The sequence below is a fragment of the Collinsella sp. AM18-10 genome (genome assembly GCF_003471585.1).
Taxonomy (GTDB): Bacteria; Actinomycetota; Coriobacteriia; order Coriobacteriales; family Coriobacteriaceae; genus Collinsella.
The window spans coordinates 222404-244038 of the sequence record NZ_QRJO01000001.1; the positions used below are offsets into that span (position 1 = coordinate 222404).

Sequence of the window (21635 nt, forward strand, 5' to 3'; positions counted from 1 at the left end):
CCCCAAAGACTAGTCCGAAATCTACAGTCGCTCATATGCCCTCTTCACGAGCTCACCCATTAGCCTCCTGCGCCGACCGAGGAAGTCCTCGTAATCAAGCTCTTCGAATCCGAGGGGCAGGGCGTGTTCCTCGCAGTTGCGGCGATACTCGTCCTCCCCCAGCGCGTCGCGATACCTACGAACGTACTCATTCGGGGCATCATCCGAGATGTAGATATTGTTCTGGTAGTCAACGAGGGTGAAGTTACCTCGGTTGCTGCGCTGCGAAAGGTAGCCCTTGACCCTCAGGTAGTTATCTGGAAACAGATGGTGCTTGTCCAGGGCCTTCTTGGAGCCCGACGAACCGGTAAGCAGCAGCTGAGAAAGAGGGGCCGTGCTGAACAACGCCTTGGCACCGAGCACGACCTGAGCCGCGACGAAGCCCCACCAGGTCGGGCCCGTCGCCTCGTTTGCGTCGAGGGAGCTGGGCAGCGTGATGGAGAAATAATCGTCCGTCATGATGGCGGCGAGCCTACGGTCGAAGTACGCCCGGAACTCATCGGCGGTCTCAAGGCGCGAGACGTCGTTAAGCTGCTGCTCGAACTCGGATTCGAAGGACCCCACATAGAGCCCCGTTATGGCTGCGGCGAAATACCAGCGCCGCACGAGCCCGCGCACAGCCAGTGGCTCCATGTCGAACTCATAGCGCCCGATAAGGTAGAACGCATAGCAGAACATGAGCGCGTTGCCCGACCCCACCTGGTCAGAGCAGACGTAGCCCGCCTCCGCCAGCGTGTTGATGAAGGCATGCCAGTTGTTCAAGTCAAGCACGAGATCGAGGGCGCGACCGAACGTGGCAAAGTTCTCAGCTCGCGTCTCGGGCGTCGTTTCCTTTGTCTTGAGATCTCGCCCGCGAAGAATCTGGTAGGCATAACGCAGGCGACCCCTCTTGAACCCCACGCCCACCGTGGCGCGAATGATATGCGTCGGCGAGACGGTCATGAGCGGGTTGTATGAGGTGCCCTTTGCGGGCGCATGGCTCATGGCGCAGAACTCCTCTATACGCTCCCTCATGGCAGGTTCGTAGACCGAAAGCAGGGTCATGATGAAGTCATCCTGCTTAAGCGCCTGCCCTTGCGAGTTCACACGCACAAAGATGTCCGATACGGTCTCCTCGTCGGCCGATTCGGAAATCTCCAGCGTCGGCAGAAGATAACGCTCAAGCCCGAGTAATGCGTTGAGCCCGCTCTCGACGGCATCCTCGCCGCCATCGTCGAGTTCGGGTTCTCCCTTTTTGGCATTCGCCTCGTTAAGGCGCTTGATGAACGCCCTGCGATAGGCGCTCAGCTTGTTGTCGTGGTTCGCCGCGAAGGCCTCGGATACGTCCGGCACATAGCGCGAATCCTTCTCGGTCGAGGCGTCGGCATTCTTGAATGAGCGTGCGATGGGGTCGTAGGCGACCTTCACCGTTCGCTCCCTGAAGTTCTTGTCTCGCACGGACACGCCGTACAGGGAGCTCAGAAGGGCAGTGAGTCTCTGCTGTCCGTCGATGACAAGGGACTTGGGGACGGCATACACCTTTTGGTTCGAGCCTATGCCAGACTTCTTGCCCGCGTTGTCGCTCGGAGAGTCCCACAGCATCACATAGCCAATAGGGTATCCGCGGAGCATGGAATCAAGCAGGTCGCGGACCTTTTCGTTGCCCCACACGAAGGGTCGTTGCAGGTCGGGCAGACCGATCTTGCCCGTCTGAACGTCCTTCAGGATGTTACCAACCTCCAGCGATATGGGGTTATAGATGGAATTTGGCACTATAGTTCACCGACCTTCTTGGCGTACAGGTTGAAAAGATGGGCGACTATCTTCTCCTCGTCCCCACCGAAGTCGACGCCATAGGCAGCTTCGACAGCAGCGTCGAGCGCCTTATGCGCAGACATCAGCTCGGGGAAGAACGTTTCGTTCTTGGGATCGTACATGTCCGCGAGCGTCGCACCTTCTTGGGCATCCCGGGCGTCGAGCACGGCTTGGGCGCAACGCTCAACTTCTTCGCGTTGGGATTCCGTGGGCTCGGGCCAGACGAAGTTGTTGTAGTCAATACCAGCCGAGTACTGATAATCATCTTTCAGTCTTCCGGTCACGACCCTAACCCATGCATTATGAAATTGGGACTGCAACACCCCATATTGATAGAGAGTTGCATTTGGGATAAGACGAACTTTATTGCTACAAAAGACCTCAGCATCGACGAACCCCATTGGGATGTATCGCCTTCGGCTTGATGAAACCTCTGGTATCAAGATTGAATCTGTATCCGACAGGATTTCAGTTCCAAAATGGGCAGGGCACTCTGCAGCCTTAACGGTCTGACTTCTCTTGCTCTTGAGCCGATACCGGCGCACCGCTTCAACCCTTTCCCTGCATTTAGGCAGATTCTTTAGCTCATCCCAATTTGCGTTCCCAAGCCATAAACACCAACGGCTTTTGCCACGGATAAATTCTTGTGATCCAAGCCACTTGTGAAAGAATTTCTCTGCACCAGGTTCAATTTGCAAGAATTCGATTTTCTGCTCATCAGTGAAAAGGTAATTGCCGTCGTCTATAGGCTGGGAGCCTATTCCCATTTCCGGAACATCTGATAATGGCTTACTTCTGCTGTAGACAAAAACGTCCGGAGCGTCTTTAAGATACGCATTGATTCTGGCTACGGAAATCTGCTCTTCGTCAGAATCGGGCGTTGCGTGATAGAAGAGCGTCTTGGCCCCAACCTCGCGCGAGAAGCCCACGATGACGCAGAACACGTGTGCCTTGTCTGCCGCCTCGTTGTCCCAGCGGAAGGTGTTGTGCGCGAAGTCGATATGGATTCCCAGGTCGTACAGGGGTTTCCAGAGGTTGGCGACCTGCTCCCCCTGGCAGATGGAGTTGGTCGAGACCAGGGCGCAGCGCGTGCGCTTCCCTTGCGTGAACCTCGCGGCCTTCATGTACCAGGCCCCGCAGTAGTCGATGTTGCCCGCGTTCTTCGCGCCATCGAAGACCTCAAGGAGTTCGGCCTTCTGCTCCTTGGACTGGTTGCGGGCCCCGAGGAAGGGCGGGTTGCCCACGAGGTACGTGAGGTCATCGGGGAACACCTCGGACCAATCGGTCTTGAGGGCGTTGCCCTCATGGAGGTTGCTGAGGCTCCTGAGCGGCAGGAAGTCGAAGTCATAACCGACGTATATCTCCTGCGTCTTTCGGAGCATCTGCTCCTCGGTGATCCAAAGGGCGGTCTTGGCGACCGAGACGGCGAAGTCGTTAATCTCGATGCCGTACAGTTGATCGAGAGATACGCGGACGGGGCTGTCCTGCGCAATGACGAGGGACGTCTGCCCCGCGTTGCCGGTCTCCTCGCTGAGCTCGTCCTCGATGATTCGGTTCTCGATGGTGCGCAGCTGCCGGTACGCCTCGGTAAGGAAGTTGCCCGAGCCGCACGCGGGGTCGCCGATGGTGATGGAGGCAACCTTGTCGTGCAGCCTCGCCAGGGCCTGCTTGCGTTTCGCCGCCGTCCTTTCGCCCTCGGCCTCGTGCAGCTCATCCCACAGCTCGTCGAGGAAGAGCGGCCTGAGGCAGCGCTCAATGTTCTCGACGCTCGTGTAGTGCATGCCCCCGGCATGGCGGGTCTCGGGGTTCAGCGTTCCCTCGAACACGCCGCCGAAGATTACGCCCGAGATCTCGCGCCAGTCGAAGTCCTGGGACGCGTCGGTGATGGCCTCGAGGATCTCCGGGGTCATCTGCGGGACGATGATGGAGGAGTCGGCGAACAGACCGCCGTTCACGTACGGGAAGGCCGCGAGGTCCTCGTCCATGTACTCGTCCCTCTGCTCTAGGGGTGTGTCGATCGTCTCAAACAATTCGACCAGTTTGCGGCGGAGCTTCGCGGGGTCCCCCTCGCAGTACCTGCCGAACGCCTGGTGCGATTGCAGGAGGTCGGCGTCCTCGGCGTAGAGCAGGAAGATGATTCGGGTGATGAGCACGTTGAGGGAGCGCTGCTCCTCTTGTGCCCGCTCGTCCTTCTCCTCAATATGGTGATACTGCTTGGCGAGGGCATCGTAGAGCCTGGAGACGTAGGCCCCGGCCTCGATGGAGAGCTGCTGCTCCTTGTGCAGACGGCTCGTCTCGTTGGAGGTCAGGAAGGACAGGAGATACAGGCTGTCCTGGAGCTCTTCGAGGGAGAACTCCTGCACGGTGTCCTCGGGCCGCTCGTTGTCGAGATCGTAGAGGCGGAAGGTCCCGAAGTTGCACGTCATTACCCAGCGGGGGCGCTCGGAGTACGGCAGGTGCCGCGCGTACCACATGGCCTGCTGGAGCGGCGTCTCCATGCCGCCGTTCCTGGGTTCGGGCTTGTCGAGGTCGATGCCCCACGACTTCTGCTCACACAGGAAGTTGTGGTCGGAGACGAACACGTCGATGCGGCGGCCTCTCACCTTCCGCTCGAAGTCGACGAAGCTGTCTATGGTGTTGGACGGGATGCCCAGGACGTTGATGAGCAGGTCGACCCAGAACTTCTGCGTGTCCTGCTGCTCGTTGTTGGAGCCCGCGGGGATGGCGGCAAGGCGCTTCTGCCACCGCTTGACGAACTCCTTTGCCTCTTTCTTGCTGGCAGGCATACCGGACCTCCTGCGTCGTCATCTCTTTCGGACAATTTTAAGGGGTAAGGGTGGCACCACGGACGGAAGGGCGAGTTTTCGACGGTCCACGGTGTCGCAGGGTCCCAGGCAAAACCCGAAGACGCCGGGGACCGTTGGAAACTCGCCCATCTCACAGCAACGTCATCCTAGGTTTTCAACGCTTTCCATGGCCGAAGGGCTTCTTATAAGCCCGTAGGCTGTGGGAAGGGTTGGAAACCGGACTTTGGGCATAGCCCTTCACAAAAAAACTTTCTACCCAAATTCTACCCAACTGACGTTAACGATGCCCTTATATAAGAAAGCAGGTCAGACGATTTATACCGTCTGACCTGCATTTACTTCTGGTGCCCCCGGGCGGATTCGAACCGTCGACACCCGCTTTAGGAGAGCGGTGCTCTATCCCCTGAGCTACGGAGGCATGTTGTACTAGTGTAGCAGATTTACACGTTGTGATGCAGCGTGTAGCCACTCTTCGAAGTTGCGGTGGAACAGCCCTCCGGAAAGTGCGTCCCACTATCCAGGCAAATTCTGGGTCAGACTTTCCCCATGGGACCTCGCTGGGAAACTGTGTCCCAGAATTTCGACTCGAAACGGGACACGGTTTCCCAAACGGGCCCGTTCCGGAAACTACATCCCGCAATCGGCACTCGAACCGGGATGCACTTTCCCGATCGAGCCTCATGGGAAACCGCGTCCCACTTTAGGGGGGCGCTCTTTAATGGCTAGTTGCCTTTGTGGAAAAGGTTCTTGATGACGGAGGGGATGCTCTTGGCGCCCTTGGCCGTCACATCGATAAAGTCGGGCGAACGAACGAGCCTGTCCTCGTCAATGTACTTACGCACCGCGCGAAGCGTTTCCTTGTCATTGCGCGTCGAAAACGTAAAGTGGCCATTCTCTTTGGTAAAGATGGCAAAACGCGTAATCTTCTTGGTGCCGCGCAAAACCTCGGCGGCAATATAGTCGACCTCGTCCCACGGGATTTGGATATAATCCTCGGGATTACGCTCGTTATAGTACTCAAACGCCTTATTGCCCACCATCACGTTACCGTGACTGGTAAGCCCCATCAGGCAGGTTGCCGGCGTTGCCAGATCGACCGTGCTGTTCTGAGATTGCGCCATACGCGCCTCGCCCTCCAATAAAAACAATCGGACCGCATCCAGTGTACCCACCGGGTGCGGTCCGTTTCAATGGCTCAAAAGCCCTTGCCTAGCAACTCTCGGTCTTAAGCCGAAGCGTGCTTACATGAAGCCGCAGACGCGACCGATGATGCCGACGGCGAAGAGAGCCAGGATGATGACGATCGGGCTGACCTTCTTCTTGAGGAGCTTGCAGACCAGAAGGGTCAGGCACACGGCGGCAAGGCCGGGGATGAGCTGATCGAGGTTGGCCTGAAGCGTGGTGACCTTCACCGGGTCGAGTGCGTTGGCACCGACAGAGTTGTACATCGTCAATGCCTGCTTGATGCCCTCAGAACCGGCGGGCAGGTTGGCCCAGTCGATATAGGCGCCAGCGGACTGCGTGACCTTGGAGACGACCGGGGTGAAGGAGATGGACACCCAGCGCTCGACCAGGGCGCCGATGATGAACATACCCAGGATGGAAGCACCCTCGGTGACCTTGCCCATCAGACCGCCGGAGAGGTCCTTGGCGATGGAGGAGCCGACCTTGTAGCCAAACTCCTGCGTGTACCACAGGAAGGCGTAACGGATGATGTTCCACGCGAAGAAGAACAGCAGCGGACCAGCGATGCTGCCGGACAGGGCCAGGGAAGCGCCCAGTGCGCCCAGAATCGGGCGAAGGGTGAACCAGAAGGCGGGGTCGCCGACGCCGGCGAGCGGGCCCATCATACCGACCTTAACGCCCTGAATGGCGACGTCGTCAATCGGAGCACCGTTGGCGCGCTCCTCCTCGAGAGCGAGGGTAACGCCAATGACGGGGGCGGAAACATAAGGGTGGGTGTTATAGAACTCCAGGTGGCGCTTAAGAGCGGCAATCTGGTCATCCTTGCTGGTGTAGAGCTTCTTGATCGCAGGGATCATTGCGAAGCACCAGCCGCCGTTCTGCATACGCTCGTAGTTCCACGAGCCCTGAAGGAACTGATGACGGAAGCAAACCTTCTTACGGTCAGCCTTGGTGAGCTGAATCTTGTTCTCTGCCATATGTATCACTCCCCTCCTACTCGTAATCGTTCAGAATGTCGCCGAGCGGATCGCCGGAGCCACCGCCCATGCCGCCACCCTGCTTGGCCAGATCCTTAAGGCCAAGGTAGATGAGGGCAAGGGAGATGCCGATGAGGCCAAGGGCGATCAGCGTGAGCTGAGGGATGGCAGCAAGGACAAAGCCGAGGATGAAGAACGGCCAGGTCTCCTTGGTGGCCATCATGTTGATGACCATGGCGTAACCGACGGAAGCGACCATGCCGCCGCCGACGGCCATGCCGCCGGACAGCCAATCGGGCATAGCGTTAAGCGCGTTGGTAACGGCCTCGGCCGGGATGATGCACAGAAGTACTGCCGGGATGGCGATACGAACACCCTGCATGAGGATGCCGGCGTACTGCCAACGCTCGATGCCGGCGAAGTCGCCCTTCTCGGCGCAGGCGTCCATGCCGTGAACCATAGCGGTAGCCAGGGTACGGCAGATCATGGTCAGGAACAGACCAGCGACCGACAGCGGGACGGCGACGGCGATGGCGGCGGTAACGGCCTTGGCCGAATCGGTGGCGCCACCGTTGAGGGCGAGCACCATGATGATCGAAGAAGCGACCGAGGCCAGAGCGGCGTCAGGCGCGACGGCGGCGCCGACGTTAGCCCAGCCAAGGGCCATCATCTGGAGCGAACCGCCCAGGAGGATGCCCTCCTGAAGGTGACCGGTTACGAGACCGATAAGCGTGCATGCCACGAGCGGCTGATGGAACTGGAACTCATCCAGAATGCCTTCCATACCGGCAAGCAACGCGACAATCGCAACAAGCAGAATAGTGATTGCAGACATGTATCGGACCCTCCTTTACTATGCTTGAGCGGCCAGTTCGGCCTTAGCTTTCTTCAACATGGCGTCGAGATCCTCGGAGGAATCCGAAGGAACCTTGCGGACCTCGAACTTGACGCCCTTGGCCTTGAGAGCCTCGATGGTCTTGACGTCGTCATCGCCCATGGCGACGGCGTTAGTGACGACGACCTTGCCCTTGGAGTGGGCCATGGAACCGATGTTGGCTTCCTTGATGTCGACGCCGGCCTCGATGGCCCTGAGCAGATCCTGCGGGTTCTCGAAGAGCAGCATCGCCTTGGTGTCGCCAAAGCGCGTGTCCTTGACGACCTCGGCCATCTTCTTGATGGGCACGACGTTGGCGTGGACTCCCGGAGGGGCAGCCTGCTCGATCATGGTCTTGCGGAGCTCGTCGTGAGCAACGCCGTCGGAGACCACGATGATGCGGTTGGGGTTGATCTGCTTGGTCCACGTGGTGGCCACCTGACCATGCAGCAGACGCGTGTCGATACGGACGTGGGCGATCTTGATGTGCCCGTCGCCGATCACCGTTCCCGGAGGAATGGCACCCGCAGGAGCAGCGGCGGCCGCAGCCGGCTTCTTCTCCTCGGGCTCCAGAGACTCGGGCTTGACGCGCACGCCGGCCTTAGCCTCAGTCACGAGATGTTTTGCGATCGCATGTGCAGTGTTCTTTGCGTCAAAGCGCTGCGAATATGCCTCGATGAGCATAGGCAGGTTGACACCGGTGACGATAGCCCAGGAATCATGGCCCTCGATGAGACCGCTGATCTGGTTGAAGGGCGTGCCGCCCCACAGATCAACGAGGAAGAGCACCTGCTCCTGGTCCTCGAAGGAAGCGACTGCTTCCTCGACCTTGGCTCGGAAGTCGTCGGGGCCCATGCTCGGCTCGAGCGAGACCACGGCTACAGACGGCTGATCGCCAAAGACCATCGAGCCCGTCTGCTTGATTCCAGCCGCCAAGTCACCATGGCTAGCAAGAACAATACTTACCATCACATAACCTCCTTTTTGTCTACGTATTTCCTACACGACAAAAAAGAGTATAGCCGCAAGCGTGGCAAAATTATAGGAAAAAATGTGAACGGTTGGATTATTTGTTTAAACGTCCTGCTTTGTTACAAATTGGTTACATCGCTGGTTTTCAGCTATTCCTCGCTAAACATAATTAGTTTGACCATCTTAGAAAACAGATACAAGCACAGCATTCATTAATACCGATTTAAATCGGATAAGAACCTGCTTTACTCTTCGATATTTTGTTTAAACAGACGTGACTTGACTAATTTCGTTAGTTATGCTCTAGCAAACCGTCAAAAAAGAATAGTCATTGGGGACGTTCTTTAATGACTAGTCGTTTAAGAACGTCCATGACTAAGTTAGGCGATGTGGAGGGGGTTGGCGGCGTCGACGGCGTCAGGAGCAGCGGGACCATCAGGGGCAGCGTCTGCCGGGTCCTCGTCGGGGGTCTCGATCTGCTTGATCATGACCTCCTGGCCCTGCAGCAGGTATGTCTCGCCGCTGCCGCAATAAGGGCAGGTCTTGCCGTGCTCGACCGTCGCGTAGTCGCGGCCGCACGCACCGCAATGTGTCACGGCTTCAACGGGCTCCACGATAAGCTCCGAGCCCTCGGTGATAGGCTTTTTATCTGCTGCCCAGCGCCAAGCGTCGAGCAGCAAGTCGGGAACGACGCCCGAGACCTCGCCCAACAGCAACGTCACGCTCGAAACGCGACGCACGCCATGAGCGCGCGCCACGTTCTCGACATCGCGAATAATGTGATAGACGATTCCGAGCTCGTGCACTTTTTCCTCCGCCGTTCCCGTTATGACTACTTACTTGCGACCGAATTTAATCTTGATGGCACGCTTGAGTGCGTACTTGCCCAAGCTGGGGAGCTTTTGCTCGTATTTGACCATCGTTGAGCACTCGGGGCGGTCGCGATCCAGATGGATGGCGTCGAACGCGCACTTGGTGGTGCACAGACCGCAGCCGATACACTTGTTGGGGTCGACGATCGAGGCGCCGCAGCCCAGGCAGCGAGCGGTCTCGGCGCGCACCTGTTCCTCGGTAAAGGTCTCGACGTACTCGCTAAACGGCGCGGCCTTCTCGCGTTCGCGGTCCACATGCGCAACCTCGCGGCTCGCGTTGTCGTAGCTCTCGAGCACAACGTCGTCGCGGTCGAGCGCGGTGTAGCGGCGCTGGTTGCGGCCGATGGTGAGCGTGGAGCCCGGCTGCACAAAGCGATGGATGGACACCGCGGCCTCATGACCGGCGGCGATGGCGTCGATGGCAAAGCTGGGGCCGGTGTAGACGTCGCCGCCCACAAAGATGTCTGGCTCGGCGGTCTGGTAGGTCTGAGGATCGGCAAGGGCACCCTGACCGCGGCCAAGCTCCACCTTGGAGCCAGCCAGCAGGTTGCCCCACACAATGGACTGGCCGATGGACATGACCACGCGGTCGGCATCGACACGACGCAGGTCGTTCTCGTCGTACTCGGGCGCAAAACGGCCCTCGTCGTCAAAGACACGCGTGCAGCGCTTGAAGGTGATGCCGCGCACATGACCGGCCTCGTCCAGGTGAACCTCCTTGGGGCCCCAACCGCAGCTGATGTGCGCGCCGTCCTCGATGGCCTCGCGACGCTCCTCCTCGCTGGCGGGCATCTGGGCCTCACTCTCCAGGCAGAACATCTCAACGTGCTCGGAACCCAGACGGCAGGCGTTGCGCGCGACGTCGATGGCCACGTTGCCGCCGCCCACCACGATGGTGCGGCCGGGCAGCGCGTCGATCTTGCCACTGTTGACCTCGCGCAAAAAGTCGACGGCCACGGTCACGTCCTCGGCCGCCTCGCCCGGAATACCGGCGAGGCGGCCGCCCTGGCAGCCGATGGCAACATAAAAGGCCTTAAAGCCCTGCGCGCGCAGCTCGTCGAGCGTCACATCGCGACCGACCTCCACGCCATAGCGGAACTCGGCGCCCATCAGGCGAATGATCTCGACCTCTGCCTCGATAACGTCCTTCTCCAGCTTAAAGCTGGGAATACCGTAGGTGAGCATGCCGCCCGGGCGCTCGTTCTTCTCGAACACGACGGGCTTGTAGCCCTTCTCGGCCAGATAGAAGGCGCAGGACAGACCGGCCGGGCCGGCACCGATGATGGCGATCTTCTGATCGAAGCCGCCAGCGCGTGTCGGCGTCACCACGGGCGGGACATAGCGGGTCGCGGCATCAAGATCGCGCTGGGCGATAAACTTCTTGACCTCGTCGATAGCCACGGCGGCGTCCACACGGCCGCGGGTGCAGGCATCCTCGCAGCGGTGGTTGCACACGCGGCCGCAGATAGCGGGCAGCGGGTTCTCGCGCTTGATGAGCGCCAGCGCCTCGTCATAGCGCCCCTGTGCCGCAAGCTTCAGATAGCCCTGAACGGCAACGTGCGCGGGGCAAGCCGTCTTGCAGGGCGCGGTGCCGGACTCGTGCGTCTCGATACGGTTATCGTTGCGGTAGTTGGGCGACCACTTGGTGTGGTCCCACTTGGTGGCATCGGGCAGCTCCTGGCGCGGATACTCAGGCACCTGTCCGCCGGCCTTTTTGCTGCAGAGCTTCTGGCCGAGCTTGGCGGCACCGGCAGGGCACACCTCAACGCAGCGACCGCAGGCCACGCACTTGTCCTTCTCGACCTTGGCGACATAGGCCGAGCGCGACAGGTTGGGCGTGTTGAACAGCTGCGAGGTGCGCAGGGCGTAGCACACGTTGACGTTGCAGTTGCAGATGGCGAAGATCTTGTTCTCGCCGTCGATATTGGTGATCTGGTGCACAAAGCCGTTGTCCTCGGCCTGGCGCAAAATGTCGTAGACCTCCTCGCGCGTCACATAGTGGCCGCGGTCGGTCTCGACCACGTAGTCGGCCATATCGCCCACGGCAATGCACCAGTCGGCGGGGTCGTCGGCGCAGCCCTCGCCCATCACACGACGGCTCGCGCGGCAGCTGCAGGTGCTAGCGGCATACTTGCCATCGTATTTGTCGAGCCAATGCTCGATATGCTCGATCGGCACCGACGTGCTCGCGGCGTCAATGGCCTTCTCGACCGGAATGACGTGCATGCCGATGCCGGCGCCTCCGGGTGGCACCATCGGCGTAGCACGGGACAGCGGGCCTTTGGATGCCTGTTCAAAGAACTTGGCGTAGACCGGGTGTTCCTCGAGCTGGCTCACGCGCATGTTGAGGAACTCGGCAGAACCCGGCACCAGCATGGGCAGCACCCACTGCTTGGCGCGCTCGAGGTTTTCCCAGTTGTACTCGAGCAGACCCGTGTAGCTCATATTGTCGAGCATCTTCTCGATATCGGCCTCGGGCATGCCGGTGAGCTTGACCATCTCGGGCAGCGTATAGGGACGGCGCATCTTCATCTTGCAGAGTACCTCGGCCTGCTCGTCGGTTGCGGCCTCGGCAAACGACCAGTACTCGTAGCCCAGCAGCTCGTCGCGATGCAGCAGACGGTTGGTGCAGTGCTCGCACAGCTTGACGATTGCCTCGCGCGGATGCTCCGGCAGCGGCGGCACAAACTCCGCGCCGATATCGGGCTCGGTGTAACTAATCCCCGGTCCGTTGAGAATCATGGTTGTCCCTTCTCTTGCCGCAGCCCAACGAGGCCGCAGCGCCCCTCTTTTTTTGCAGGCCGGGCATGCCCCCATGCCGTTCACCCGCCATTGTTGACATTGTGTCAAAAATAGTATTGACGAACCGTCAACAATATTCAAGACTGTTAGGCGAACGGTCCGGCAAAAGAGGATGAAAGGCGGCAAAACATGGGCAACAACGCAGCAGGTACCTCTGCGGTCGATGCCGTCCCCGCATCCGATAGCGCGGCAAAGCGCTTGACGGGCGACGAACGCCGTCGCGAGATTCTCGATGCCGTGCGCACCGTAAGCTCCGAGCTGGGCGTGTCCCACCTATCGGTATCGGCTGTGACCAAGCGAGCCGGCTGCACGCGTTCATTGTTCTACCACTACTTTGCCGATATGGACGCCGCCGTCACCGCTGTCATGGACGAGGCAATCGACGGCTTCATTACCGAGCTCGAGCAGTGGAATGCCAGCCGCACGGTTGGCGACATCGAGGGGGCGCTCGACACCGTCGCCCCGCTCTTTAAGCGCCTGGTCGCCAGCGGCCACGAACTGCCGAGCACCCTGACCTCCAGCAGCGGCGCGCTCTACGGCGGCTTTTTGCACAACGTGGTCCAACGCGTGGCGCAGTATATCTGCGACACCACCGTGGTGGATTTTGTCGCCCATCATGAGCTACGCATCGACCATGTCTACGAGACGTTCTACACCCTCATCATGGGGTTGTTAATGTATATCCGCACGCACCCCGATGTGCCCGACGAGACGGTCAAGGAAATCATCGCCTCGACACTCCACATCGAGGGCTATACCGCCAAGTATCCCGAGCGCAAGCCCCAGAACTGACGACATTTGGCCAAACTGCCCGCGATCGGAAGAGGGGCCGCGGGCGTGTGAAAGGAGAGCAGCATGCTGTTCGATGTTTGGGGTAGCAATACCCTTATCCACTGGGCCGGCTGGGCCATGGTCTTTATCGGCCTCATCGTGCTCAACGAGGTCGGCCGCCGCACCAAGCTCGGCGCGGCCATCATCTTTGGCGTGGCTCCGCTGGCCATGACCATCTACTGCGTCGCCATCGCCATCGGCGTTTCACAGGGTGCCGAGTGGGCGCTCACCAACCCCACCCATGTGTACCAGAACAGCTGGTTCCACTACGCCAAGGTATACGCGGCGCTCGCCGGCTGCTGGGGCTTCATTGCCATTAAGTACCAGTGGGGAAAGATCGGCAAGGCGCATTGGTTCCGCGCGTGGCCGTTTGTGATCGTCGCCATCAACATCATGATCGCCGTCGTGTCCGACTTCGAGAGTGCCTATCACTTCTTTGTCCTGGGCGAGTCCACCTGGGTCACCTCCGAAGGTGCTATGCAGCTGGCCGGCTGGAACAACGTGTTCAACGGCATCGCCGGCATCATCAACATCTTCTGCATGACCGGTTGGTGGAGCGTCTACGCCTCCGAGGATCAGACCGACATGCTGTGGCCCGATATGACCTGGGTCTACATCATCGCCTACGATATCTGGAACTTCTGCTACACCTACAACTGCCTGCCCACCCACTCCTGGTTCTGCGGCTTTGCACTGCTGCTGGCGCCCACCGTCGCCGCCTTTATCTGGAACAAGGGCGGTTGGATCCAGAACCGCGCCTTTACGCTTGCCATTTGGTGCATGTTTGCGCAGGTGTTCCCCTACTTCCAGGGAGAGTCCATCTTTGTGACCCACTCCACGCTCGACGCAGGCGCCGCCACCGCGGTCTCGATCGCCGCACTGGTCGCCAACATCGCCGCGATCATCTACATCGCCTACCGCGCCAAGAAGCTCGGCCGCAATCCCTACAAGCAGGATGTCTTTGAGGGCACCAGCGATTGGGAGAAGGCTACCGCCCGCCGCGCCAAGGTCGATTACGCGCACGCCGAGTAACGCGCTCGTCGCCCACATTTGTATGTAGGCACGCCCCGTTGGCACCGCGATCTCGCGCTATGCGCAGCCCCCGGAAAGCGATTCGTCCGCTTTCCGGGGGCTTTTTGCTGCCGCGCGTGCATTCACGCACATATTCACAATGTATCGCGCAGATAAAATCATATTTCCGACCGCATGCCAGCTCTATCTGGCCCCAATTTTGGGTACATTGTTGTCCCGATATTGAGCTTGGGGGATGTATGAAAGATGAAACGAGGGGCCAAGAAGACGCGGCCCAAGATGCAGAGGCGTGTGCCGAGGCCCTGGAGAGCCTAGACCGAGTTTCGCTTGGCGAGATTGCGTTTGACGATTCGGGCGTTGACGTGCAGGATGAGCCGGAAGCCGAGGCGCAGTCCGATGATCAGGATGCAGACGACGTTGAGCCTGCCGAGGATGAGGCGGATCACGAAGACACCGAAAGCGAGGCCGACAACCAGCCCGAATCCGACACAGGCGAGGAAACCGTCTTGCTCAACAGCTTGCCGGTCGAGGATTCGCTGACCCGTGAGCTTCCTGGCCTAGGTTCCGCACCAGCCGTGGACGAGACCATCGCCATGGGCGATATTCCCCTGCCGTCCGTTCCCTCGGCACGCGAAGCTGAGATCCGCCATCGCAAGATGTCGCCCAAGCGCCGCAATCTGATGGTCGCCGGTGTCGTGGCCGTCGCGCTTGTCGCCGGCGGCGCAGGCTATGCCGCCTGGAACGGATACCGGCAAGAGCAGGCTGCCATCACCGCCGCCAATGCCCACACGATGATGTCGGTGCAGATTGGCGTACATGCCGCGGGGCTCGACTGTTCCGCCGGCTCCAAGATTCCCGTACAAGTGAGTGGCCAGGATTCTGACGGCTCCTCCGTGAGCGAAACGCTCTATGTTGACGAGCACGGCCACGGCATCAAACTGCTGCCCGGCGATTACACGCTCTCCATCGCTGCCTCCCCCATCGCGGCCGACGGCACCATCTACACCGTCCCGACCACCAAGGCCCAGGTCACCATTAAGAGCGACGGGCAGGACCTGAGCGCCCAGGCCACCTTTAAGCTTAAGGTGCCCTCGGCCGACACGGTCACTGCCGACCAGATCGATACCGCCGCCAAGTATGCCGAGGAGGGAGGCGCGAGCTCCGCCGCCACCGCCAAGGTGCTCCAGCAGGCGGCAACCGCGTGGCGCGACGCCGCCGTCAATGCCGTGAGCGCGCAAAAGGCACAGGCAGCCCGCGATGCTGACGCTCGCCACAAGGCAACCGACCTTTACCAGCTCGATATCCCCGTCGAGTGGTACGGCAAGGTCGAGACTTGGCAGAATGGCAGCACGCTATGCATCTATCTTGCCGGCGACAGCAATACGCCGATCGTGACGCTCGTCGCGGTGCGCGAGGGCGAGAGCTTTACGCCCGATGAGGGCGATACGGTTTTGGGTGCGGCCAATCTAGGCAACGGTTATACCGTCTACGCCAGCGGCCCCGTCTATCCGTACGTGGTGCCCCAGACCATCAACGGACGGACGCAGAATCCCGTGTCAACCTACCCCATGGACACGGCCATTGAGCTTGTCGAGCTTACGACCGGCAACCGCTACACCTATAGCCAGATCAAGAACGTACTGGTCGGCAAAGACGGCAAAGCCGACGCCGCGACCAAACTCGAGACCGACTATCTCGCCCAGATTCTCCTGCCGAGCATCAAGGCCCAGGACTAGCGGACCATGACACCTGAGTCCTGGCCTCGCAAATCCATAGACGATTAGGAAAGGAGCCACTTCCATGCGGGCACAGCATGTACCACGCCGTGTTTGCATGGAATATCGGCCTGCTCATCCATGGTAACGATTACCGACTCGCCAAGATCAAACTGGGCCATCGAGGCATCGAGCGCGGCAATTTCGCGTTCGCGCGTTTTCTCGCTTGCCATATCCACACTCACCTGAGTCAGGCTATAAGCCTGCATGAGAAGTGCATCCCCAGCCACAAAGTCAACCTCATGGCTTTTATTCTTATCTTTAATCAGCAGGCGGCAAACCGAACCGGGCCGCACGGCGGGGGTCCTTCTTCTGAGCGCATTGAACACCGCGGTCTCTAGCCTCTGACCCTGATCCAATGCCGATGCGGGGGAGAACGCCCCGAACATCGCAGGATCGACAGCGTAGACTTTAGATGCAGACCGCGTATTATTTGCAAGTGAACGCGTAAACTCCGGCACAGAAAACAGCAGGTAGGCGTCCTCGTAATACTCAAGTAAGTCGCTGAGCGAATTACGACTGACGGGTATCTGCCTGCTCTTGAACTCGTTGTACACCTTGTTCACTGACAGCTCTCGTCCCGAAGATGCCATGCACCGCGCCAGAAACAGCGAGGCCAAACGGGGGTTCTTGACGTCGTAACGTTCAACGACGTCCATGGCGACCGTTCGCGACGCATATTCCTGTAGCAGCTGAATCGCGTCTGCGGGCGTCTGCTCAAGTGTCGCGATGAATCCCCCTCGCTCGAGATATCCGACCAGATGGTGTCGAAGCAGCGCTGCATCGCTCGGGGAAAAGGTCGCATCTGGCTCGGGAACACTCCCCGTCTTATATCGAACGTATTCCGAAAAACTCAACGGAAAAAGCTCTCGCACAAGAGAACGGCCCCTGAACTCGCTCTTAAGTTCTGAGGACAGCATCTTAGAAGAAGATCCCGTCACGTAAACGGTCGCCTTCTCCGTATCGACCACGCGTCGCAGAAACGCACCCCATTCGGGTATTTCTTGGATCTCGTCAAAGAAAAGGTAGGCGCCCTCGCCTCGAGCAGCAGGATATAGTGCATAGAATGTATCGAGCACGTCCGCTAGTAGCGATGGCTCATACGGACGCAAGCGCTCATCCTCAAAATTGAAATATAGCATCCGGTCAAGCTCGACGCCTTGGCCCTGAAGCCGCCGCATCTCCTGATACAGGCGATACGTCTTTCCACAACGACGGGCGCCCACAATCACATATACGATGTTGTCGCGCTTTGGCTCCTGCGGGTTGCCCAGATCAAGGTCGCGCTCAAAGACCTGCGGAATCCCCTGTTGCTCAAAGTCCTTTATTTTTTGAGCCACCAAGTCGCTGAATGCCATAATTCTCCAATCTTGCTCTCCTGCTAATCAAGATTATAACGATTCTTGATTAGCAGGAGAGCCAGATTATGCGTATCTTGATTAATGGATAAGCAAGTTTTCTATTAGTGGCCCCTCTCGGAGGATATCGAGCGGCCGAGGGGGGGGCAGGCATGAACGCCTCTAGCCGAAAACAAAGTAGCTAAAAAAGCCCCGTCCCAAATGAGCTACTTAACGCCAGGGGTCAGCTTCGAAGAGGGGCTCGCGCTCGGGGCGACGATCGCTATAAGGATCGTAGCCGTCGTCATCCTCGTTCTCGGCGCGAATATAGGGGTCGCGCGGCTTGGGTGCCGGCTTAGGCGCAGGCTTGGGTGCGGCGGGTGCGGCATCGGTCGCCGGCGTGTTCGTCTTGTTCTTGTCTGTCATCTGCGCATCTCCTTGCATCGCATCCGTTCAACATCATCGATTGTCGCACGAAAAAGGGCGGCGGATCCAATTGGATCCGCCGCCCTTGGCGTTTTGCGATGGGGGGCGGTTTTAAAGCCGGCCCCAAAATCTACTCGGCATCGGGAACCTCGTAGGTGGCCGTCGGCGTGTTGTCGCACACGACGGTAAAGCCGCCGTCCTTGTCGGCATCGACCGTCACCTGATCGCCCTCGCGCACCGTACCGTCGATAATAGCGGCGGCAATGGCATCCACGACCTCGCGCTGCACGAGACGCTTGAGCGGACGGGCGCCAAAGACCGGGTCCAGGCCGCCCACGGCGAGCATCTGCTTGGCCGCCGGGGTGATGGCAAGCGTCATGCGCTCCTTGGCCAGACGTGCGCGGACGTCGGCGAGCTGAATATCGACGATCTTTTCGATCTGCGCCATGCCGAGCGGATGGAACACCACGATATCGTCGATACGGTTGAGAAACTCGGGGCGGAAGGTTTGAGCCATGGCCGCGTCGACCTGATGGCGCATCTCCTCCTCGTCCTTGCCGGACAGATCGGCGATAGCCTTGGAACCCACGTTGGACGTCATGATGATAATCGTGTTCTTGAAGGACACTTGGCGACCCTGGCCATCGGTCAGACGGCCGTCGTCGAGCACCTGCAATAGCACGTTAAAAACATCCGGATGAGCCTTCTCCATCTCGTCGAGCAAGATCACGGAGTACGGACGACGGCGCACGGCCTCGGTGAGCTGGCCGCCCTCGTCGTAGCCCACGTATCCCGGAGGCGCACCGATCAGACGCTGGACGCTGAACTTCTCCATGTACTCGGACATGTCGATACGCACGAGCGCGCGCTCGTCGTCGAACAGGCACTCGGCCAGTGCCTTGGCGAGCTCGGTCTTGCCCACGCCGGTGGGGCCCAGGAAGAAGAAGCTGCCGATGGGCTTGTCCGGATCGGAGAGGCCCGCACGGCTGCGGCGCACGGCCGCGGCCACGGCGGAGACCGCCTCGTCCTGGCCGATGACGCGCTTATGCAGCTCGTCCTCCAAGCCCTTCAGTTTGTCGAGCTCGCCCTGCATCATCTTGGACACGGGCACGCCGGTCCAGGCGCTCACGACCTCGGCGATCTCATCGGAGGTCACCTGCTCGTTGAGGCCCTCGCCGTCCTGCTGCTTTTGTGCCTCGAGCGCAGCCTCGGAATCCTGAATCTGCTGCTGCAGACCCGGGATCACGGAATAGCGCAGCTCGGACGCACGGCCCAAGTTTCCGTTGCGCGTCGCGCGCTCCTCTTCACTCTTGGCCTCGTCGAGCTGGCCTTTAAGCTCCTGCACGTGGTCGATGGCGTTCTTCTGGTTGAGCCAGCCGGCCTTTTGCACGTTGAGCTTTTCTTGGACCTCGGCAATCTCCTGGCGCAGGGCCTCCAGACGCTCCTTGGAGGCGTCGTCGGTCTCCTTCATGAGCGCCTGCTCCTCGATCTGCAGCTGGGTGAGCTGACGCGTGGTGGCGTCAATCTCGACCGGCATGCTGTCGAGCTCCATGCGCAGGCGGCTTGCGGCCTCATCGACCAAGTCGATGGCCTTGTCGGGCAGGAAGCGGTCGGCAATGTAGCGATCGGAGAGGTCGGCAGCTGCCACGAGCGCGCTATCGGTGATATGCACGCCGTGGAAGATCTCGTACTTCTCCTTGAGGCCACGCAGGATCGAGATGGTGTCCTCGACGGTAGGCTCGCTCACCATAACGGTCTGGAAACGACGGGCGAGTGCCGCGTCCTTCTCGATGTACTTGCGATACTCGTCGAGCGTAGTCGCGCCGATTGCGTGCAAGTCGCCACGGGCGAGCGCCGGCTTCAGGATGTTGCCGGCATCCATGGAGCCCTCGGTGGCACCCGCGCCCACGATGGTGTGGAGCTCATCGATGAACAGGATGACCTTGCCCTCGGACTTTTGCACTTCCTTGAGCACGGCCTTCAAGCGGTCCTCGAACTCGCCGCGATACTTGGCGCCGGCGACCAGCGCGCTCATGTCGAGCTCGATGAGGTCGCGGTCGCGCAGGGTGCTCGGCACGTCGCCGGCCACGATACGCTGGGCGATGCCCTCGACGATGGCCGTCTTGCCGACGCCCGGCTCGCCGATGAGCACGGGGTTGTTCTTGGTGCGGCGGGACAGAACCTGGATGGTACGGCGGATCTCGTCGGTACGGCCGATGACCGGGTCGAGCTTGCCGGCGCGGGCCAGATCGCAGATGTTGCGACCGTACTGCTCCAGCGCCTCAAACTGGGTCTTATCCTCGGCAGACGTCACGCGGTCATCGCCACGCAGCTCCTCGTAGACCTGCTCGATGCGCTCCTTGGTGACGCCGGCGTCACGCAGTACACGACCAGCCTCGCCCTTGTCCTCGGCAAGCGCCATCAGCAAATGCTCGGTCACCACAAAGCTGTCGCCCATCTTGGTGGCCTTCTTCTCGGCCTTCTCGATCACGCGGACGAGCTCATTGGACAGGCCCATCTGCTGGCCCTCGCCCGAAACCTTGGGCGCGCGGTCGATGGCATCTTGTGTGGAGCGTGCAAGCTGGGCCGGATCGGCGCCGATGCGCTCGATGATCACGGAGATATTGCGCTCGCCGGCACCGAGCAGGGCGGACAGCAGGTGAATCGGCTCCACCGCGCCGGCCTGCGCGTCGGCAGCCGTGCTCATGGCGGTCTGCAGCGCCTCGCGCGACGTCATTGCTAGCTTATCGATTCTCATGGAATCACCTCTCTTGGGGCGGCCGCCCTACGGGGCGGCTTCACGTTGTTCGAGAAGTATTGTTGCCAGCTTTGTACGATCTTATACACAAATCTAAGTCTCTATATATAAGATTTTCTGAGTGATTGAAAGATAGGACTTGAGAGTGTCGGTCCGGCGCGACCGTGGAACCCAACTGTCTCAATCTGTAACATCTGGCCGCCCTTTTCGGTCCCAGGTGTTACAGATTGAGATGGAGCGCGGAGCCCCGCCCAAAAATCTCAATCTGTAACACCAGGCACGCTTTTAACAGCCCAGCTGTTACAGATCGAGACAAACGGAACCACCACAAAGGGGACAGGCACCTTTGTGGTGGTCCACATCAACATCGAGCTCGCTCCTAATATCCGTTATTCCTGCTCGTATTGAGGTTAAAATGAACTGTGATTAAAGCATATTCATTTCTCTCGTTCTTGATAGCTCTTCGTCTCAAGGAGCAGATATGAAGTCGTCTTATTCTACTGCTCGCAACGTCATTGCCATTCTCGCCATACCCATCGTGATGCTCTTTCTTATCGTCGTCACACCCTTTTCCCTGGGTATCGCCTCGCCCTTCGATTTGTGCGGGATGGTCGACGCCGGCTCGCGTGCCACCTCGCTCTCCTTTATCTGCCGCGGTGTGCTCTACGAAGATGCAATTCCCACCGGGCTTTGGCGGTCAAAGCTGCCGCTGCTCGGTCAGGTCGACGGACGTTCTCCCTACTTCAACCTTGAACCTCAAGCGATGAACTATCTGATCGATGACCAACCCCTTGCCTCCATCACCCTCGCTTACGACTATGCTCCAAACACCGATGAGCGTCACATGAACCAAGTCCTCGACAAACTGCTTGAACAGTGCGGGCTCACCGATGAGGTCGGCCGAACCGTCGACAGCGACCAGAAATTAAAGCGGACAGAACTCCGCCGCATTGGAAAAATCAGAGAGCGAGGCAGAGCTGCCTACTGGCAGGCCTGGGCGATACGCGACAAAAGCGAATTTGGGCACAGCACCTATACGGTCACCGTCTTCACTAAAGATGGAATCAAGGACAATGTTGACGATTTCGCATCGTCCAAACTCGGCATCCCCAAAACGACCAAATCCGCCAGCCCGGACGAAATCCTGTAGAGGT

General features: G+C 59.5%; 15 protein-coding genes and 1 tRNA gene. 4 read left to right on the top strand and 12 right to left on the bottom strand.

What is annotated here, in order from left to right; all coding sequences use genetic code 11:
* Positions 1–21: 21 nt before the first annotated feature.
* The 9 genes from DW211_RS00920 to DW211_RS00960 all read right to left on the bottom strand — a co-directional run bounded on the left by DW211_RS00920 (position 22) and on the right by DW211_RS00960 (position 12262).
* Complete coding sequence (locus tag DW211_RS00920; protein WP_158568458.1) at positions 22–1791, bottom strand: DUF262 domain-containing protein; 1770 nt, start codon at positions 1789–1791, stop codon at positions 22–24.
* Complete coding sequence (locus tag DW211_RS00925; RefSeq protein ID WP_118258679.1) at positions 1791–4619, bottom strand: DNA methyltransferase; 2829 nt, start codon at positions 4617–4619, stop codon at positions 1791–1793. The genes DW211_RS00920 and DW211_RS00925 overlap by 1 nt, the downstream gene beginning before the upstream one ends.
* Positions 4620–4982: 363 nt before the next feature.
* Positions 4983–5058, bottom strand: a tRNA-Arg gene (locus DW211_RS00930).
* Between the two features lie 304 nt (positions 5059–5362).
* Complete coding sequence (locus DW211_RS00935; protein ID WP_117800596.1) at positions 5363–5761, bottom strand: DUF956 family protein; 399 nt, start codon at positions 5759–5761, stop codon at positions 5363–5365.
* 120 nt (positions 5762–5881) lie between these two features.
* Positions 5882–6802 (bottom strand): PTS system mannose/fructose/sorbose family transporter subunit IID, encoded by a 921-nt coding sequence (locus DW211_RS00940; RefSeq protein WP_118258681.1) that lies wholly within the window; start codon positions 6800–6802, stop codon positions 5882–5884.
* A 16-nt stretch (positions 6803–6818) separates the two neighbouring features.
* Entirely contained in the window at positions 6819–7637 is an 819-nt protein-coding gene (locus DW211_RS00945; RefSeq protein WP_089573274.1) for a PTS mannose/fructose/sorbose transporter subunit IIC, read from the bottom strand.
* Positions 7638–7655: 18 nt separating this feature from the next.
* Positions 7656–8645: a PTS sugar transporter subunit IIB gene (locus DW211_RS00950; RefSeq protein WP_117637934.1), complete on the bottom strand. Its 990-nt coding sequence runs from the start codon at positions 8643–8645 to the stop codon at positions 7656–7658.
* A gap of 383 nt (positions 8646–9028) precedes the next feature.
* Positions 9029–9454 carry a hydrogenase maturation nickel metallochaperone HypA gene (locus DW211_RS00955; protein ID WP_117803572.1) on the bottom strand — a complete coding sequence of 142 codons (426 nt, stop codon included), beginning with the start codon at positions 9452–9454 and terminating at the stop codon, positions 9029–9031.
* Positions 9455–9484: 30 nt separating this feature from the next.
* Positions 9485–12262, bottom strand: a complete 2778-nt coding sequence (locus DW211_RS00960; RefSeq protein ID WP_199576617.1) for an FAD-dependent oxidoreductase — start codon at positions 12260–12262, stop codon at positions 9485–9487.
* A 189-nt stretch (positions 12263–12451) separates the two neighbouring features.
* On the opposite strand from DW211_RS00960, the gene DW211_RS00965 reads away from it, so the two are divergent.
* The 3 genes from DW211_RS00965 to DW211_RS00975 all read left to right on the top strand — a co-directional run bounded on the left by DW211_RS00965 (position 12452) and on the right by DW211_RS00975 (position 15921).
* The gene (locus DW211_RS00965; RefSeq protein ID WP_099432536.1) at positions 12452–13114 is read left to right on the top strand and encodes a TetR/AcrR family transcriptional regulator; all 663 of its coding nucleotides are present in this window, start codon (positions 12452–12454) and stop codon (positions 13112–13114) included.
* A 63-nt stretch (positions 13115–13177) separates the two neighbouring features.
* Positions 13178–14185 carry a DUF5692 family protein gene (locus DW211_RS00970; protein WP_118258683.1) on the top strand — a complete coding sequence of 336 codons (1008 nt, stop codon included), beginning with the start codon at positions 13178–13180 and terminating at the stop codon, positions 14183–14185.
* A 239-nt stretch (positions 14186–14424) separates the two neighbouring features.
* Entirely contained in the window at positions 14425–15921 is a 1497-nt protein-coding gene (locus DW211_RS00975; RefSeq protein WP_118258685.1) for a hypothetical protein, read from the top strand.
* A 44-nt stretch (positions 15922–15965) separates the two neighbouring features.
* Here the strand turns inward: DW211_RS00975 and DW211_RS00980 are convergent, their stop codons facing one another.
* The 3 genes from DW211_RS00980 to clpB all read right to left on the bottom strand — a co-directional run bounded on the left by DW211_RS00980 (position 15966) and on the right by clpB (position 20481).
* Complete coding sequence (locus DW211_RS00980; protein ID WP_118258687.1) at positions 15966–17318, bottom strand: ATP-binding protein; 1353 nt, start codon at positions 17316–17318, stop codon at positions 15966–15968.
* A 210-nt stretch (positions 17319–17528) separates the two neighbouring features.
* Positions 17529–17723, bottom strand: coding sequence for a hypothetical protein (locus DW211_RS00985; RefSeq protein ID WP_232049598.1), 195 nt, complete (start codon positions 17721–17723; stop codon positions 17529–17531).
* A 130-nt stretch (positions 17724–17853) separates the two neighbouring features.
* The gene (gene clpB / locus DW211_RS00990) at positions 17854–20481 is read right to left on the bottom strand and encodes an ATP-dependent chaperone ClpB (protein WP_118258689.1); all 2628 of its coding nucleotides are present in this window, start codon (positions 20479–20481) and stop codon (positions 17854–17856) included.
* 481 nt (positions 20482–20962) lie between these two features.
* Here clpB and DW211_RS00995 point away from each other — a divergent pair, with 481 nt between their 5' ends.
* A complete protein-coding gene (locus DW211_RS00995) occupies positions 20963–21631 on the top strand; it encodes a hypothetical protein (protein ID WP_089573291.1) in 669 nt (222 codons plus the stop codon).
* The last annotated feature ends 4 nt before the right edge of the window (positions 21632–21635 follow it).

Excerpts from the sequence above, each read along its gene's own strand:
- DW211_RS00970 (WP_118258683.1), top strand. The coding sequence starts at position 13,178 with ATGCTGTTCGATGTTTGGGGTAGCAATACCCTTATCCACTGGGCCGGC.
- DW211_RS00965 (WP_099432536.1), top strand. The coding sequence starts at position 12,452 with ATGGGCAACAACGCAGCAGGTACCTCTGCGGTCGATGCCGTCCCCGCA.
- DW211_RS00995 (WP_089573291.1), top strand. The coding sequence starts at position 20,963 with ATGAAGTCGTCTTATTCTACTGCTCGCAACGTCATTGCCATTCTCGCC.
- clpB (WP_118258689.1), bottom strand. The coding sequence starts at position 20,481 with ATGAGAATCGATAAGCTAGCAATGACGTCGCGCGAGGCGCTGCAGACC.
- DW211_RS00980 (WP_118258687.1), bottom strand. The coding sequence starts at position 17,318 with ATGGCATTCAGCGACTTGGTGGCTCAAAAAATAAAGGACTTTGAGCAA.
- DW211_RS00950 (WP_117637934.1), bottom strand. The coding sequence starts at position 8,645 with ATGGTAAGTATTGTTCTTGCTAGCCATGGTGACTTGGCGGCTGGAATC.
- DW211_RS00945 (WP_089573274.1), bottom strand. The coding sequence starts at position 7,637 with ATGTCTGCAATCACTATTCTGCTTGTTGCGATTGTCGCGTTGCTTGCC.
- DW211_RS00985 (WP_232049598.1), bottom strand. The coding sequence starts at position 17,723 with ATGACAGACAAGAACAAGACGAACACGCCGGCGACCGATGCCGCACCC.
- DW211_RS00940 (WP_118258681.1), bottom strand. The coding sequence starts at position 6,802 with ATGGCAGAGAACAAGATTCAGCTCACCAAGGCTGACCGTAAGAAGGTT.
- DW211_RS00975 (WP_118258685.1), top strand. The coding sequence starts at position 14,425 with ATGAAAGATGAAACGAGGGGCCAAGAAGACGCGGCCCAAGATGCAGAG.
- DW211_RS00935 (WP_117800596.1), bottom strand. The coding sequence starts at position 5,761 with ATGGCGCAATCTCAGAACAGCACGGTCGATCTGGCAACGCCGGCAACC.
- DW211_RS00960 (WP_199576617.1), bottom strand. The coding sequence starts at position 12,262 with ATGATTCTCAACGGACCGGGGATTAGTTACACCGAGCCCGATATCGGC.
- DW211_RS00925 (WP_118258679.1), bottom strand. The coding sequence starts at position 4,619 with ATGCCTGCCAGCAAGAAAGAGGCAAAGGAGTTCGTCAAGCGGTGGCAG.